Source organism: Bifidobacterium sp. VU/mBH4 (B4) (genome assembly GCF_058199535.1).
This window is the reverse complement of sequence record NZ_JBVPQJ010000001.1, coordinates 603,728-617,322: the sequence shown is the minus strand read 5'-3', so window position 1 is coordinate 617,322 and position 13,595 is coordinate 603,728. Positions and strand designations below refer to the sequence as shown.

Sequence of the window (13,595 nt, the reverse complement as noted above, 5' to 3'; positions counted from 1 at the left end):
GGTTCGGCACGTCATGGCAGCACCCATGACCCAATCCGCAGTCTCGGATTCAGCGGATTCGAAGGCAGCGGTCGCCCGCCTGGACCAGGTCGCCTTCTCCTATGACGGAGAGCAGACCTGGGCCTTGGACCATCTGTCCATGGAGGTGCATGCAGGCGAGCATCTATGCATCCTGGGGGCAAATGGTTCCGGCAAATCCACGCTGGGAAACATACTTTCGGGTGCGACAGCACCTGACCATGGCCAAGTTGAGCTTATGGGCCGTACAGTCTGCTTTGATAACCCGGATCAGGGCCGCCAGATCGACGCTGAGGCTTACCGGCAGGCACGGCGGAGCATCGGCATGGTCTTTCAGAACCCTGAGGACCAGATCGTGACCACCGTCGTCCAGGACGACGTGGCTTTCGGACCCGAGAATCTGGGCCTGCCCCGCCAGAAGATGCTCTCCTGCGTGCCAGCGGCCCTGGAACAGGTCGACTTGCAGACGCGGATGAATGATGATCCCACCCGCATGTCGGGCGGACAGCAGCAACGACTGGCCCTGGCCGGCAGCCTGGCCATGAATCCAGGCATGATGGTGCTGGACGAGCCAGGTGCCATGCTCGATGCGGCCGGCCGACAGGAGATTCAATCAATCCTCTGCCGGCTGACAGCCCAGGGCACAGCTGTCGTCCACATCACCCACCTGCTCGCGCAAGCCAGACAGGCTGATCGGGTCCTGGTACTTGACCATGGGCGCATCGTGGCCTCCGGAAGACCTGATCAGATTCTGACCAGGCAGGATCTGCCTGCCCTTGTTGGCGAAGCTGACCAGAATTCGCTGACCCAAAGCAGGGCATCGGATACGGGCGCAAAGACCGCAGTCGATGACCACGCTATCCCCATGGTCAAGTTCTCGGATGTCTCTTACAGCTTTCCTGACGCAGGCAGCAAAGCCCTCAGCCAGGTGAATCTGGAGCTCGCTGGAGGACAGACCCTAGCCATTATCGGGCGCAACGGATCCGGCAAGTCAACTCTGGCCAGGCTCATCTGTGCACTGGCAGATCCCGACAGCGGATCCATCCAGGTGGCCGGCCTGCCCCTGGCCGGACCCGACCGGCCCAAGGCCAAGCATCTGCGACGCCAGAATCTGAAGCTTCTGCGCCAAAGGGTCGGCTATGTCATGCAATACCCCGAACATCAGCTTTTTGCAGATACTGTTAGTCAGGACATCGCCTATGGTCCACACAACCTGGGCTATGGGCCCGAACAGGTGCAGCAGCGGGTGGATGATGCCATGAAGCTTCTGGGCATCGGTGATCTGGCCGACCGCTCCCCCTTCGACCTCTCGGGGGGTCAGCGGCGCCTGGTGGCCATCGCCGGCGTCGTAGCCTGCAGCCCGCAACTGCTGGTTTTGGACGAGGTCACCGCCAGTCTCGACCCCCAGGCCTGCGCACGAATTATGGCATTGCTTCGAGTCCTCCATCAGCGCGGCGTCACCATCGTCATGAGCACCCACGCCGATCGCGAGGCCCTGGATCTGGCCGACCAGACCCTGCTCCTGGAGCATGGAGAAACGCTAGCCTATGGGCCTACTGCCGAAGTCGTGGAGCGCTACCATCAGCTGCTCGCCACAGATGCAGCGGAGAAGAAGGCTGCTGGCAAAGAAACTTCAGGCAGGAAAGCGGATCGCACCCAAGCCGAGCAGAAACCCTTATCCTTGCTGGCGAGGCTGGACCCGCGAGCCAAGCTGGTGACCTTCCTCCTAGCCATGTTCACCGCTTTCGCCATTTCCACGCCTGCGCAGCTTGTTCTGGCGCTGGTGGTCACTGTAGGCCTCTTTGCCGCCGCCCGGGCACCACTGCATTCCATTATGAAATCAGTCAAGGGCTTTCTGGCCCTCATGCTTCTGCTGGCCCTGTTCAATCTCTTGGTCACTCAGACCGGCCGCAGACTGGCTGCCTGGGGTCCATTCGTGCTGACCACCGGCGGCATTTGGGTGGCTGTACTCTATGCCTGCCGCTTCATGCTGATCATCTTTCTGGGGGCGCTCCTGGTGGAGACCACCACCCCGACACAGATGACCGATGCTTGTGAATCCCTGCTGAGCCCACTGTCCAGGCTGGGCATCCACACCAATGAAATCGCCCTGGTCCTTTCACTGGCTCTGCGCTTCATCCCTACCCTAGGACGTGAGGTTCAGGCCATCGTGGAAGCCCAGGCAGCCCGTGGCGGATCCATCGAGTCCGGCTCGCTCTCGCAACGCCTGCATGCGGCCATGGCTATCACGGTTCCCGTCTTCGCCGGAGCCCTGCGCCACGCTGACAACCTGAGCCGGGCCTTGGATGCCCGGTGCTATGAGGGCAGCCGTCAAGAGCGCACCCACTACCGCCTGCTGCGACTGGGCAGGATGGACATCCTGTTCATCGCTCTTATGGCTCTCTATCTGCTGGCCCTGCTGCTGCATCCTTTGTTCTGAGCAGTCTGGACTCGTGAGCAGAAGCACATGCTATGGTTCCTGGCTCTTCTCGCCAGGCAGTCCTGCTTTGAACAGGTTGGGTCCCCGCTGATCGCAAAATGGCTGATCAGCGGGGACCCAACCTGTTATCAGTAAGCCCAGAGACCAAGTATTGAGTGCATCTACCTCATTCCTGAATGATCCTCTTCTCCTGGCTGGAGAGCATGGCCTGGTCCAAAAGTTCCAGAACATGGACGCTGTCAGCCAGGGGAACCGGATTGTCGGCCTTGCCCTGGAGGAAGTCACGCCAGCCCTCATGGAATGCCGGCTGCCAGCCCCGAACGGCCGGGAGTATATGCTCCTCACCCTCCCTGTCGATATAGCAGGCAGTGGGGTCAGACATGACACCGAAGTGCGGATCATCAATCCGCATGCCTGCCTTGAGCTGGTCTTCCTCAGGGTCCTGATCGTTGATCTGCAAGGACCCCAGTGTTCCCTGAACAGTCAGTCGGGGTTGCCGTGTGGATTGTACAAGACCGCCGACAATATGCGAGATAATGCCCTGCTGATGGGTAGCAGCAATGAAGAAATCATCAGGCACGACTGCATTTTCTCTTTGGGTGGACACTTCACCATAAATCGAGGTGACCGGACCAAAGAGCTGCACGGCCTGATCCAGAATGTGAGCGCCAAGGTCAAAGAGCGCTCCCCTGGGCTGGTCACGCGTCTTCTGCTCGCGCCAGCCCGTTTCCACACTGGGGCGGAAAGATCCGTACCTGGATTCGACACGTATGATACGGCCCAGGTCCAATTCTTTCAGGTACTTGCTGGCTGTCAGAATTTCTGCATCATAGCGTCGATTCTGAAAGGCCGCCGCAGGTGTACCGGTAACCTGAGCCACCTCAAGGATCTTGTTCGCCTCCTGGCTGGAACCGGCCACTGGCTTGTCAATGACTACAGGCTTGCCGGCCTGCATGACCCGGGTGGCAAACTCCAGATGAGTATCATCAGGGGTGCCTATGCTGACTGCATCGTAACGATCAATATCCTTGAAAAAATTCTCGTTACTGTCATAGACCCGAGCCCGCGGGTAGAGCTGGTGAACCTGGGCTGTAGCTCGCTCGTTATGTGTTACTACTGCCGACAGTTCCAGCCCCTCGGTCTGATCAATCATGTTGGCGTGAAAGACCCGCCCCACAAAGCCAAAGCCTATAAGGGCAATCTTGAGATTGTGATTTTGCTCTTGTACCATGATTTATTCCTTCCGCACCCTTCCACGGTTGTCAGACAGCAGAGGGGACTTATACACCGAGATGCTCTCTTAAGTACCGACGTGCAGTAAGGGCGTTCTTCAGCGGGTCAGCCTTGGCCGGGTCCTGCTCGGCCTCTACCATGAACCACCCCTGGTAACCCCCATCAAGCAGGGGCTGGAGAACCTTCTTAAAGTCGGTATTCCCATCCCCTGGCACGGTGAACACACCCTCCAAGATGGCCTGGAGGAAACTCAGCTTCTCGTCCTTGGCACGCTGGAGGACATCGGGCCGAATATCCTTCAGGTGGACGTGCCCGACCCTCGAAGCGTAGCGCTTCACGATGTCAACCGGATCCTCCCCCGAAAAGAGCAGATGGCCCACGTCGACCAGAAGCTTCACCTTGTCAGGGTCAGTCCCTTCCATCAGGCGGTCAATCTCACTAGTGGTCTGCACACCCGTGCCCATATGGTGGTGGTAGGAAATCTCCATGCCGACGTCATGGGCCAGATCTCCGAATCGGTCAAGGCCACGGGTCAGTTGATCCCATTGCTGGCTGGTATATTTAGGCTTGCCTTCGAAGATCGGTGTATGCATTTGGCCCTGAATGGTATTGCCCTGTTCAGCTACATTGATCATCTTTGCACCCAAGGCGTGGAGATAGTCGCGGAAGGCGATGAAACTCCGCTCGTTCTCCTCCCAGGTTTGCGTAGTCAGATAGGCGCTGAACCAGGCACTGGCAATGCTGATCCCCCGCATCTGAAGCTGCTCCTTCAAAACCTTGGGATCCTTGGGGTACTTGTTGCCAATTTCAGTGCCTTCAAACCCGGCCAGAGCGACTTCGCTCAAGATCTGCTGATAGGGGGTTTCGCCACCCAGCTCGGGCATGTCGTCATTGGTCCAACTGATCGGAGCCATGCCCACGCGAATTGCTTCATTCTTATTTGTCATCATGTCACCCGGTTTTCTGTCTGCCTGAGGCTACTTGATCATAATGGTCAGCAGGTTTTTCATGGTCTGGGCTACCATGCCCATTTCGTGTTCGTTGGCCCTGTCGGAAAACATCTCAGAGCAGTACCAGCCGTCATAGCCTGTGGCCTTAATCGCATCAATCCACTCCTGCAGGGGTATGCACCCGCCACCATTGACCACATTGCGGTGCACATCCTGGTTGGGGACCTCCCGACCCCTGTCGATTTCCAGCCCGTCAGAGACGTGGACAGCGGTGATGATCTCCGGCGGTATCTTGGCTACGTCCTCCAGGGTGTCACCGGCAGTCCAGAAGTGCCAGGTATCCACGGTGATGCCGAAGTTATCCCGGTTGACCTTATCAACAATCTGCAGCAACTGGGAACACCGGCTGATCGGCGCCCAGCAGAGAGGCTCCAGGTAGATACCCAGCCCGTACTGTTTGGCGATGTCGCAGGCCAGCTGAACATTATGTGCTGTTACATCAATGGCTTCCTGCTCACTTAAGCCTAGGGGGCCCCGCCAACGCGGATCATCAGCAGCCAGTTTGCCGGCATTGAAATCCATGACCACGTTCCAATCCACTGGATCCGTGCACATCTGGACGGCTGGAGCACCGATGACCCGGGCTATCTGGCACATCCTTTCAACCTCTTTAAGGTACTCTGCCCGGTCTTCTTCAGTCCTCCTGGTAATTGCCTGGATAGCCCCCAGCCCACTGACCGGAAAACCATCCAGGATTTCAGCTGCATCCTGGGCTGTATAGCCCTGATCGAGAAAACGATAGAGCTTGGGGCTCTGCATCTCTATGCCGTCGAAGCCGGCCTCCTTGGCAAAGCGTACGTCGTCATAGACATTGCCGTAGAAGGTGGTAGTTACGTTCATTGATAATCGTGCCATCATTGACTCCTTTGTTGTGGTGGCTCGGCGCAGGTTTTCCTGCAACCGTGAGGTTTCCATTGAAGTCCTGGAAACCTACGCTTCCTTGATTAATTGTTCGATAGTCTGACGTTGGTAGACGGAAGTATCATGGGCGGTCTCATCCTCGGCGAAGACGTTGGAGACTATCAGGGAATCCTCCCTGTCCAGGAAACCATTGGTCTTCAGTGCCTGGAAGAGGTCCTGGAAATTCACATCCCCGTCCCCCACCTTCAGATGCTGGTGGACCCGTGCGTTGGTCCCTGGAGGATTGGAAATGTAGCGCAGGCCGTGTGAACGGTTGTGATCATAGGCATCGGAAATATAGACCGAACGCAGCCTGGTAGATTCCGCCTTGGTGATCTCGTGCACTGCGTTCCCGTAGTGGAAGGTGTGCGAGGACACGTAGACGGAACCGACAAGGTCTGAGTTGAGCCCGCGCAGTACACGATGCGCATCCATGCCATTTTCCACAAAGTCATATGGATGAGGGTCAAAGTTGATCACAATCCCCTCCCGCTCAAGCAAGGGCAGGATCTCCTCCATGGTCGAGTAGAAGCCGGCCTCCGACTCCTCATAGCGCTCGGGGATGCCGCTGAACTCGCTGTTGATGGTATGGATGCCCAAGATGGCCGCAATCTCGATTGCCCGCTTCCAGTTGCGCACTGCCCACTGCCTTTCACGTTCATCCGGCCATGAGGTTCGGTAGACGGGTAAGAGGGAGACCAGTTCGACGCCGGCGTTCTTGCAGGCCTTTGCCAGATCGTGGACCAGTTCGTCATCAGCCTTGGGGTGGGTGTAGAAGGGCAGGAAGTCATCATGCGGGGCCAACTGCATGTACCGGTAGCCTGCATCAGCCACAGCCTGCGGCAGTTCCAGCAGTTTGCAGTCGTAATAGAAGGGGGTGGGGTCAAGTGCAATCTTCATAAGTATCAGCTTCTTCCTTTTGCCCGCTTACAGGCGGGCGATAATATCCTGAGCAACTTCTTGCGTGGACCTTGACCTGCTTGCATTGGCAGCAACGTCTTCTTCCACGGCCCGCTGGATGCGTTCAGCAGCCTGGTCATACCCGAAGTGCTCCAGCAGCATGGCTCCAGACAGGATCGAGGCTGTCGGGTTGGCGATCCCCTTGCCGGCGATGTCTGGCGCAGAACCGTGAATGGGCTCGAACATTGAGGGATGCTCGTCAGTGACGTTGATATTGGCTGAGGCGGAGTATCCGATACCGCCGACCACGGCCCCCGCCTCATCGGTGAGCACGTCGCCGAAAAGATTGTCGGTGACAATGACATCAAATCGCGAAGGATCCGTCACCAGAAAGATTGTGCAGGCGTCCGCATGCAGATAGTCCCAAGTCACATCGGGGTAATCCTGCGCCACCTTATCCATGATGTCGAGCCAGAGGGCACCGGCATGGGGCAGGACATTGGTCTTGTTGACCATGGTCACATTGCGCTTGCCCCCACGCTTACGCGCTAAATCAAAGGCATAACGTACCGCCCGCTCGACGCCGAAAGCCGTGTTGAGGGAGGTCTCGGTAGCAATGGCCTGGTCAGTGCCCCGACGAACGTACCCTCCCATTCCCGAGTAAAGGCCTTCAGTCCCTTCCCTGACCACGGCGAAGTCGATCTGTCCTGGATTCTTCAGCGGCGAGCTTACACCTGGATAAAGTTTGGTCGGTCTTAGATTGACAGCCTGGTCAAAGCTGAACCTGAGTTTGAGCAAGAGACCTCGCTCCAGAATCCCCGAACGGACTCGAGGGTCGCCCACAGCCCCTAGGAGGATGGCATCCTGCTGCCCGATGGATTCCAGATCCTCATCATTGAGCAGGGTGCCGTCACGCAGATATCGCTCAGCCCCCAGGTCATAGTCCACGTAGTTCAGCCTTACCTGGTCGCCGACGGCTTTGCCCATGACCGCCTGGGTCTGCGGAGTAACCTCCCTGCCGATGCCATCTCCCGGGATAACCGCTATATTGATTATCTTCCCTACGTCACTGTCTGCCATATGCTTAACCTATCATTATCATTTTCTAATGTACATAATCAATATTTATGAGTAAACTGTGAGAATTCCTAATAATTCTACGATAGTATTCCGAATATCAGATCTATATTCTCAGAATTTACTTTTGTCCCTCCATTGGGAGACGGGGGTCAAGAGGGACTGCTTCTACGGCTTGGTAGATCCAGTTCTGCCCGGGGTCAATGGTGACCTTCCAGTCACGCTCTCCACCTCCCGCCATGACATTGAGATAGTAGAGGTCGAAGCCAGGGGCTGCAATGGAAGGGCCGTGCCAGCCGTACGGTATCAAGACCGTGTCACCCGGCTGTATCTGAGTGAGAATATCAAGTGGCCTGTCGTCCGAGGCAGACGCACCCTGATAGCCAAAGGGCCTCACCCCCTCTGGAGCCCCCGGCAGGGGCTGCATGTCGAAGTAGTATATTTCCTCCAAAGCAGTCTCATCCGGACCGGCCTGATCATGCTTATGCACCGGGTAGGAGGACCAGGACCCGCTTGGGGTGATGACTTCACAGACCAGAAGGCGTTCGGCCTGGATATTATCCATCATTCCAAAGTTCCTGGCCTCGCGGGAGATAGGCCCATTGCCGCGCAGGGCGACGTCAACATCCTGCGCTGGAACAAGCTGGTCCGGGAAATGGGTTGTGGCGGGCGCCGTGGCAACCGCCACCCGGCCAGCCTGGACTGCTCGAATGGCCAAGGGGCTGTCACAGCCGATATAGACCGTATCTGTGGGGGTGCTAAACACGTCATGACGACCACGAAGGTGATAGGTACCCCTGGGAGAGGTCACATCATAGGAACCGCTCAAGGGCACCACCATACGTTCCCAGGCTCCGGCAGGCAGACTCACCTGCTCCCCCTGGTTCAGCCTAGCAACCTGCAGACCCGCATATTGCCAGCCCGGTACCGCCTGGCTATCCTGGGCGCCCAGAGAAACTTCCCAGTCCCCTTGCGACGCACTCCCCTTGGGGTATACCCATCGTGTCATATTCATTCCTCCATTGTCTTTCCGCCTATATCGGCTGTGTGCTTGACTCCCGCCTGGCTTGCCTGGTCCTATTGGGCTGAGACAAACTCTTTCAAGGTAGCCGTGACCAGAGAATGGTCATAGATCGAGGGCAGCCCTGAGACGGCTGTAACCCCAAACACCAGACCACTGGGCAAAAGAAGCGGGAAAGCTCCGCCATGCGCCGCAAAGTCGTGAGTATTCCTCCGGGAGGTCAGGTCGAAGTCCTCCTCCTTCTGCTGGAAGTCAGTGCCCACATAGAGTGAGGCATGGCCGTAAGCAAGCACCACATTGCCCTTGCGCTCAGCCCAGGCGTCGTTGTCTTCTGCAGCCCCTGGAATGGCCGCGTGAAAAGCCCGTTGCCTGCCCAGGCGTATATCGATGGCAACCGGCAACTGCAGGCGGTGGGCTACGGAGTAGATGGCGCTACCTACCTCCCAGGCATCATCAACGCTAAAGTCGCTGAACCGCAGTTCCTTTTCCTGAGACTCGATAAATTGTTTACGCTCAGCAAGCTTGCCTTCGTTGGCGTCGAATACCGCCTTGTACTCGTTATACCGTTTCACTACAGCATCAACTGAAATCTGCTTCATTTTTACTCCTTTGTATTCATCTAGGTTGTCTTCCAATCCTTATCGGAATTATGAAAATTTGCATTGCTCAATGCCAGGCCTACAGCTTATGAGGCCTCAATCCTTGCACTGGGCGAAGGCCTGCCCAAAGGCTTGGAGGGCCTTATCGCTGTCGCCCGATGCATACCCCTCCATCCCGATTGGGCCAGTGAAATCAGTCTCATTGACGGCTGCCGCCACCTGTTCCCAGCGCACCTCCCCGGTGCCCGGCTCGCACCGGCCAGGGACATCGGCCGCCTGGAGCTCACCGATATAGGTGTTGGCCTCCTTGACGGTCTCGATGAGATGGCCATCATCCTCCTGGGCATGGTAGAGGTCCAGCATCAGTTTGAGGTTGGGGCTGTCGACACGCTTGACCAGGGTCAGCGTTTCATAGCTATGGCAGAAGGGGACATGCGGATGGTCAACCCTCGAGTTGAGATTTTCCAGCAGGTAGGTCACCTGATTCTCCTGGCCCAGCTCGGCGAACCTCGACAGGGTGTCATAGGCGTTGAGCCACATATCGGGAGTGACCCGGTCAATCCACTTGGCTGCCTTGCCATCGACCAACTCAGCACCGTGGATTACAAGCTTGTCGATGCCAAGATCCTTCAATTCCGGCAGGATCTCTTTGGCGGTCCGCAGCATCTCTTCGCTGTCATCAGGATAGGCAAGGTTGCCATGCACGTAGCCCTGAGCACAGTTGATGGGCACCCCGGTAGCCTTCAGCTTGTTCAGATCATGACTGTAGTGGGTCCAGATATCCACTCCGAAGCCCATCTGGTCAATCCGCTTGATTCTCTCCTCGATAGGAAGATCCAGATAGACCATTTCAGCGCAAATCGTCAATTGATTGTGTGCCATCGTACTATTTCCTTTCCTTATGACCGCCCACCTGCCGGCAGGCAGTCCCGTTCATTCAGAATTCCTGTTCAGGCTTCCGCTTTTGCAGTGCGGGCCCTCGCCTCCTGTTCAATCTGCTCCAGGCTCTTCCCCCTGGTCTCTGGGATGAAGGCCTTGGTAAAGAAGACGGCTCCTACATTGATGAGTGCGAAAATGAAGAAGGTGACCGCTCCCCCGACCGCGTTGAGCAGGGGAAGGAAGAGGAGGGAGATGATAAAGTTTGCTGCATTCATGGCCACATTGGCATACCCCACGCCCTTGCCGCGGACCTTTGCCGGGAATACCTCAGCAATGAGCAGCCAGGTCACCGGCGAGACCATGCCCTGGGCGAAGGCGAGATCAAACATGACCAGACCGATGAGGAGCCAGGACATGCTGGTGGAGGGATGGTTGGGGTCGATAAAGAGATAGCAGACCCCCACCAGGGCCAGGAAGACAGAGACCCCGCCCAGGCCGACCATCAGAGCAGTGCGGCGGTTTATCTTGTCGATAAAGCCGAGGCCACCGATGACGGCAGCAACAGACGAAACAATCATGACCGGAACCATGGCGATAATCGAGTTATCAGGGTCGATGCCCAATGTGGAAGAGAACATGGTAGGAGCGAAGAAGTTGATGGCGTTGGATCCGACCAGCTGGTTTATCAGGGCTGCACCAACTCCTGCGATCAAGACCCTACGCAGCCAGGGGGTAGAGAAATTCTCCTTGGTCCCCTTCGTCTCATTCTTTTCCGCTGCCTGGAAGGAGGTGAAAGTCTCCTCCGCCTCGGACTTTGGACGAGTTTCCAGCAGGAGCTTGACTGCCTCGGTTTCCATGCCATGCCTGGCAAGGAAGCTTGGTGTTTCATGGACAAAAATGGCCGTTATGACCAGCAGGACCGCTGGAACCACAGCCGCCCAAACCATGGCATGCCAGTCTGCCTTGACTGCCAGGACAGCGTTGACCAGCGAGGCGAGCAGCTGGGAAATATTGATCATGACCGAATTGACCGAAACCAGTCGGCCACGCTGCGCGGATGGCGCCATCTCACCAAGATATATAGGGATCACACAGGAGGTCGTCCCCACTGCAAAGCCTACGATCATCCGGGAGAAGGCAAAGAAGGCGATGTTGGTCGCCAGAGCACACATTAGCGCCCCGACCAGAGCGAGAAGAGCCCCATAAAGGATCAGTCGCTTGCGCCCCAAGCGGTCTGCCAAGTTGCCGCCACAGAAGGAACCAACAGCACAACCTAGGAGCATGACCGCAGTGATGATGCTCTGATTCCAAGCGCTGAGCTGATTATTCGACCCGCCAAAATTCATTGTTACGAGCGCCCCAGACAGGAAGGTTAGCGTATAGCCATACAGTCCCCCGCCGAAAATTCCCACCACGACCATCATGGTGACATAACGTTTGCGGTTGCGGGCCAAGGCTTCGACATCCATGTCTTGGGAGGCCTCTTGAAATGTTCCCATGTTTATTCCTGCTTCCCATTAACACCAAATTTGACACCGTTATCAAATTACGGTCAACATGTTCAGTATACGAAATAAAATACAAAAAAGAAAATCAAAAAGGCAGATAACTGATGTTTTTTCAGAAAACTATCCATAAATCGGGAATATTACCTGAATAATGAGCTGACTGAAAGTGATTTTTTCCCTGCAATTGACGGTCAGCAGCCCGAGCGGACCTTCTTGTTCCGCTGCCCCGTCAGGACTGGACATCAGACATGAAAATGGGATGAGGTTCCCGAAAGCTGACCTGATCCCAGACGGTCTACATAGGCCGTGAGCTGTCCTGCCAGTTCTTCGCAGCGCGGCATCATCGCGTCCACGAATCCTCCAGTCGACAAGGCTCCGACCACCATGCCATCCTGTTGGGAAAAGATAGGGACACCAATCGAGGCCACACCGATGGTGATGTCCTCGTTGGAAATGGCAAATCCTCTCTCCTGAATCTGCTTGATATCCGTACGCAGGGCGCTAGCGGTGACCAGTGAGTTCTCGTTATAGCCCGCAAAGGGCGCCTGTTTCAGGTAGTCATACTGGATCTGCTCATCGGAGTAGGCTAGACAAACCCGGCCTGCGGCACCGGCGAAGAAGGGCAAGGTACCACCCGGCCGCAGGATCAGCGCATCAATGCTGGGCCCCTGTGCGCATTCCACACAGACGGTTTCGAAACCACTGATGGCGGTCAGGAAAGTCGTCTGCCCAGTAAGAGTTGTCACCTCAGCCAAGAGTTCATTGGCATTGGGCCATTCAGTCAAGGAACTGCGCGCCACATCAGAGAGATTGAGCCAGCTCAAACTCAGGGAATAGGTATCATCCTGGTTGGCCTTGACCAGACCGACTTGAACCAGTCCATCCAGAATCCTATAGGCGGAAGAACGGGGGATGCCAGAGGCAGCCGCCACTTCCGCAGGCCCGATGCCGTTGTTGTCAGCCAGGACATCGATGATCTTTCCAGCCTTGGAAAGGGCTCCGGTCGGCTCCCGATTGCTGGCCTTACTGCTCTTTCTTACCATCGGATCTTCCCTCTTCGCCATCAACCACGTAGCCTAATCCCTGTGATATCTGCCTGGCAGCCTGGAGCAGGCGGGTGACCTCGCACAAATCGGCACCTGACTCAACCAGAGCCTTGCTGGATCGAGACAGCCCACTATAACAGGCCGCTGCCCTTATCTGACCAGAGTGATCGAAGATGGGGGCAGCCAGGGTGAGCGCCCCCGGCACTGTCTTATCAACATCGTAGGCATATCCTCGTTGGACGACCTTTTCAGCCATCTGCACCGAGCGTTCCCGGAAGGTGGACAGCAGCCCACCCAGGTCAGCGTTGTAGCGATAGTGCTCAATCAGGCGCTCAAAGCGTGCTTGATCCAAAAAGGCCATGAGCACGTCTGAAGGGGCACCCAGGCTGATCGGCAACGAGTAGCCAATCTGAGGCGAGCGCAATCGACTCTGCCCCAGGAAGGTCATCTGCACACAGACCGAGCGCACATAGTGACGAACGAAAAGGCTCCAGCTGCCGTTTGAGCCCTCCTGCCGCTTAAAGACATGCCTGGCGATGCTTTGCACATCCAGCCTTGCCTCAATACGGCCGCCAATGCGCACACAGGCGATGCCCAATCGGTATTCGCCGCGATGCAGACCATGATCCACCCAGCCCAGGGTCACGAGATTGGACAGCAGGCGGTAGGTGGAGCTGGCAGGTTCGTGCACATAGGCGCTGATCTCATGGATGCTGGAGGGACCAAGCCGTTCCAAAGCGTCAAGCACTGCCTTGGCCTTGGTCAGGGTGCCAACGCTGTGCCCCGAATCAGATTCGGTACCCTGCCTCATGACACCCTCCTTCTTGTCCTAGGTAAACCATTCATGCCTAGTGCACATTATATGGTGTCAGCAGGCTATCCTCCTCACAACGGAACCCACTCCCGATTGGCACCAAACCCTGCCAACCTGCCCCCGATCCTCCGGGTTTGCAAGCTGAAAGCC

Annotated in this window: 12 protein-coding genes; 1 reads left to right on the top strand and 11 read right to left on the bottom strand. The window is 56.7% G+C overall.

Going from position 1 to position 13,595, the window contains the following annotated elements:
* The first annotated feature begins 25 nt into the window (after positions 1-25).
* The gene (locus tag AC0AII_RS02665; RefSeq protein WP_490445988.1) at positions 26-2,458 is read left to right on the top strand and encodes an energy-coupling factor transporter ATPase; all 2,433 of its coding nucleotides are present in this window, start codon (positions 26-28) and stop codon (positions 2,456-2,458) included.
* 166 nt (positions 2,459-2,624) lie between these two features.
* Here AC0AII_RS02665 and AC0AII_RS02660 read toward each other — a convergent pair whose 3' ends face one another.
* The 11 genes from AC0AII_RS02660 to AC0AII_RS02610 form a co-directional block, all read right to left on the bottom strand.
* Positions 2,625-3,689, bottom strand: a complete 1,065-nt coding sequence (locus tag AC0AII_RS02660) for a Gfo/Idh/MocA family oxidoreductase (protein WP_490445987.1) — start codon at positions 3,687-3,689, stop codon at positions 2,625-2,627.
* Positions 3,690-3,738: 49 nt separating this feature from the next.
* Positions 3,739-4,605: a myo-inosose-2 dehydratase gene (iolE, locus tag AC0AII_RS02655; RefSeq protein ID WP_490445986.1), complete on the bottom strand. Its 867-nt coding sequence runs from the start codon at positions 4,603-4,605 to the stop codon at positions 3,739-3,741.
* 63 nt (positions 4,606-4,668) lie between these two features.
* Complete coding sequence (locus tag AC0AII_RS02650; RefSeq protein ID WP_490445985.1) at positions 4,669-5,556, bottom strand: sugar phosphate isomerase/epimerase family protein; 888 nt, start codon at positions 5,554-5,556, stop codon at positions 4,669-4,671.
* 75 nt (positions 5,557-5,631) lie between these two features.
* Positions 5,632-6,501 (bottom strand): sugar phosphate isomerase/epimerase family protein, encoded by an 870-nt coding sequence (locus tag AC0AII_RS02645; protein WP_463428565.1) that lies wholly within the window; start codon positions 6,499-6,501, stop codon positions 5,632-5,634.
* Positions 6,502-6,528: 27 nt separating this feature from the next.
* A complete protein-coding gene (locus AC0AII_RS02640; RefSeq protein WP_198230084.1) occupies positions 6,529-7,581 on the bottom strand; it encodes a 3-isopropylmalate dehydrogenase in 1,053 nt (350 codons plus the stop codon).
* Positions 7,582-7,699: 118 nt separating this feature from the next.
* The gene (iolB, locus tag AC0AII_RS02635; protein ID WP_490445984.1) at positions 7,700-8,587 is read right to left on the bottom strand and encodes a 5-deoxy-glucuronate isomerase; all 888 of its coding nucleotides are present in this window, start codon (positions 8,585-8,587) and stop codon (positions 7,700-7,702) included.
* Between the two features lie 68 nt (positions 8,588-8,655).
* Positions 8,656-9,198, bottom strand: a complete 543-nt coding sequence (locus AC0AII_RS02630) for a heme-degrading domain-containing protein (RefSeq protein ID WP_463428562.1) — start codon at positions 9,196-9,198, stop codon at positions 8,656-8,658.
* A gap of 96 nt (positions 9,199-9,294) precedes the next feature.
* Entirely contained in the window at positions 9,295-10,080 is a 786-nt protein-coding gene (locus AC0AII_RS02625; RefSeq protein ID WP_490445983.1) for a TIM barrel protein, read from the bottom strand.
* Between the two features lie 68 nt (positions 10,081-10,148).
* Positions 10,149-11,576 (bottom strand): sugar porter family MFS transporter, encoded by a 1,428-nt coding sequence (locus AC0AII_RS02620; protein ID WP_490445982.1) that lies wholly within the window; start codon positions 11,574-11,576, stop codon positions 10,149-10,151.
* A 251-nt stretch (positions 11,577-11,827) separates the two neighbouring features.
* Positions 11,828-12,628 (bottom strand): IclR family transcriptional regulator, encoded by an 801-nt coding sequence (locus AC0AII_RS02615; protein ID WP_490445981.1) that lies wholly within the window; start codon positions 12,626-12,628, stop codon positions 11,828-11,830.
* A complete protein-coding gene (locus tag AC0AII_RS02610) occupies positions 12,609-13,442 on the bottom strand; it encodes an IclR family transcriptional regulator (protein WP_490445980.1) in 834 nt (277 codons plus the stop codon). The genes AC0AII_RS02615 and AC0AII_RS02610 overlap by 20 nt, the downstream gene beginning before the upstream one ends.
* Between the last annotated feature and the right edge of the window lie 153 nt (positions 13,443-13,595).

Excerpts from the sequence above, each read along its gene's own strand:
- AC0AII_RS02665 (WP_490445988.1), top strand. The coding sequence starts at position 26 with ATGACCCAATCCGCAGTCTCGGATTCAGCGGATTCGAAGGCAGCGGTC.
- AC0AII_RS02660 (WP_490445987.1), bottom strand. The coding sequence starts at position 3,689 with ATGGTACAAGAGCAAAATCACAATCTCAAGATTGCCCTTATAGGCTTT.
- iolE (WP_490445986.1), bottom strand. The coding sequence starts at position 4,605 with ATGGCTCCGATCAGTTGGACCAATGACGACATGCCCGAGCTGGGTGGC.
- AC0AII_RS02650 (WP_490445985.1), bottom strand. The coding sequence starts at position 5,556 with ATGGCACGATTATCAATGAACGTAACTACCACCTTCTACGGCAATGTC.
- AC0AII_RS02645 (WP_463428565.1), bottom strand. The coding sequence starts at position 6,501 with ATGAAGATTGCACTTGACCCCACCCCCTTCTATTACGACTGCAAACTG.
- AC0AII_RS02640 (WP_198230084.1), bottom strand. The coding sequence starts at position 7,581 with ATGGCAGACAGTGACGTAGGGAAGATAATCAATATAGCGGTTATCCCG.
- iolB (WP_490445984.1), bottom strand. The coding sequence starts at position 8,587 with ATGACACGATGGGTATACCCCAAGGGGAGTGCGTCGCAAGGGGACTGG.
- AC0AII_RS02630 (WP_463428562.1), bottom strand. The coding sequence starts at position 9,198 with ATGAAGCAGATTTCAGTTGATGCTGTAGTGAAACGGTATAACGAGTAC.
- AC0AII_RS02625 (WP_490445983.1), bottom strand. The coding sequence starts at position 10,080 with ATGGCACACAATCAATTGACGATTTGCGCTGAAATGGTCTATCTGGAT.
- AC0AII_RS02620 (WP_490445982.1), bottom strand. The coding sequence starts at position 11,576 with ATGGGAACATTTCAAGAGGCCTCCCAAGACATGGATGTCGAAGCCTTG.
- AC0AII_RS02615 (WP_490445981.1), bottom strand. The coding sequence starts at position 12,628 with ATGGTAAGAAAGAGCAGTAAGGCCAGCAATCGGGAGCCGACCGGAGCC.
- AC0AII_RS02610 (WP_490445980.1), bottom strand. The coding sequence starts at position 13,442 with ATGAGGCAGGGTACCGAATCTGATTCGGGGCACAGCGTTGGCACCCTG.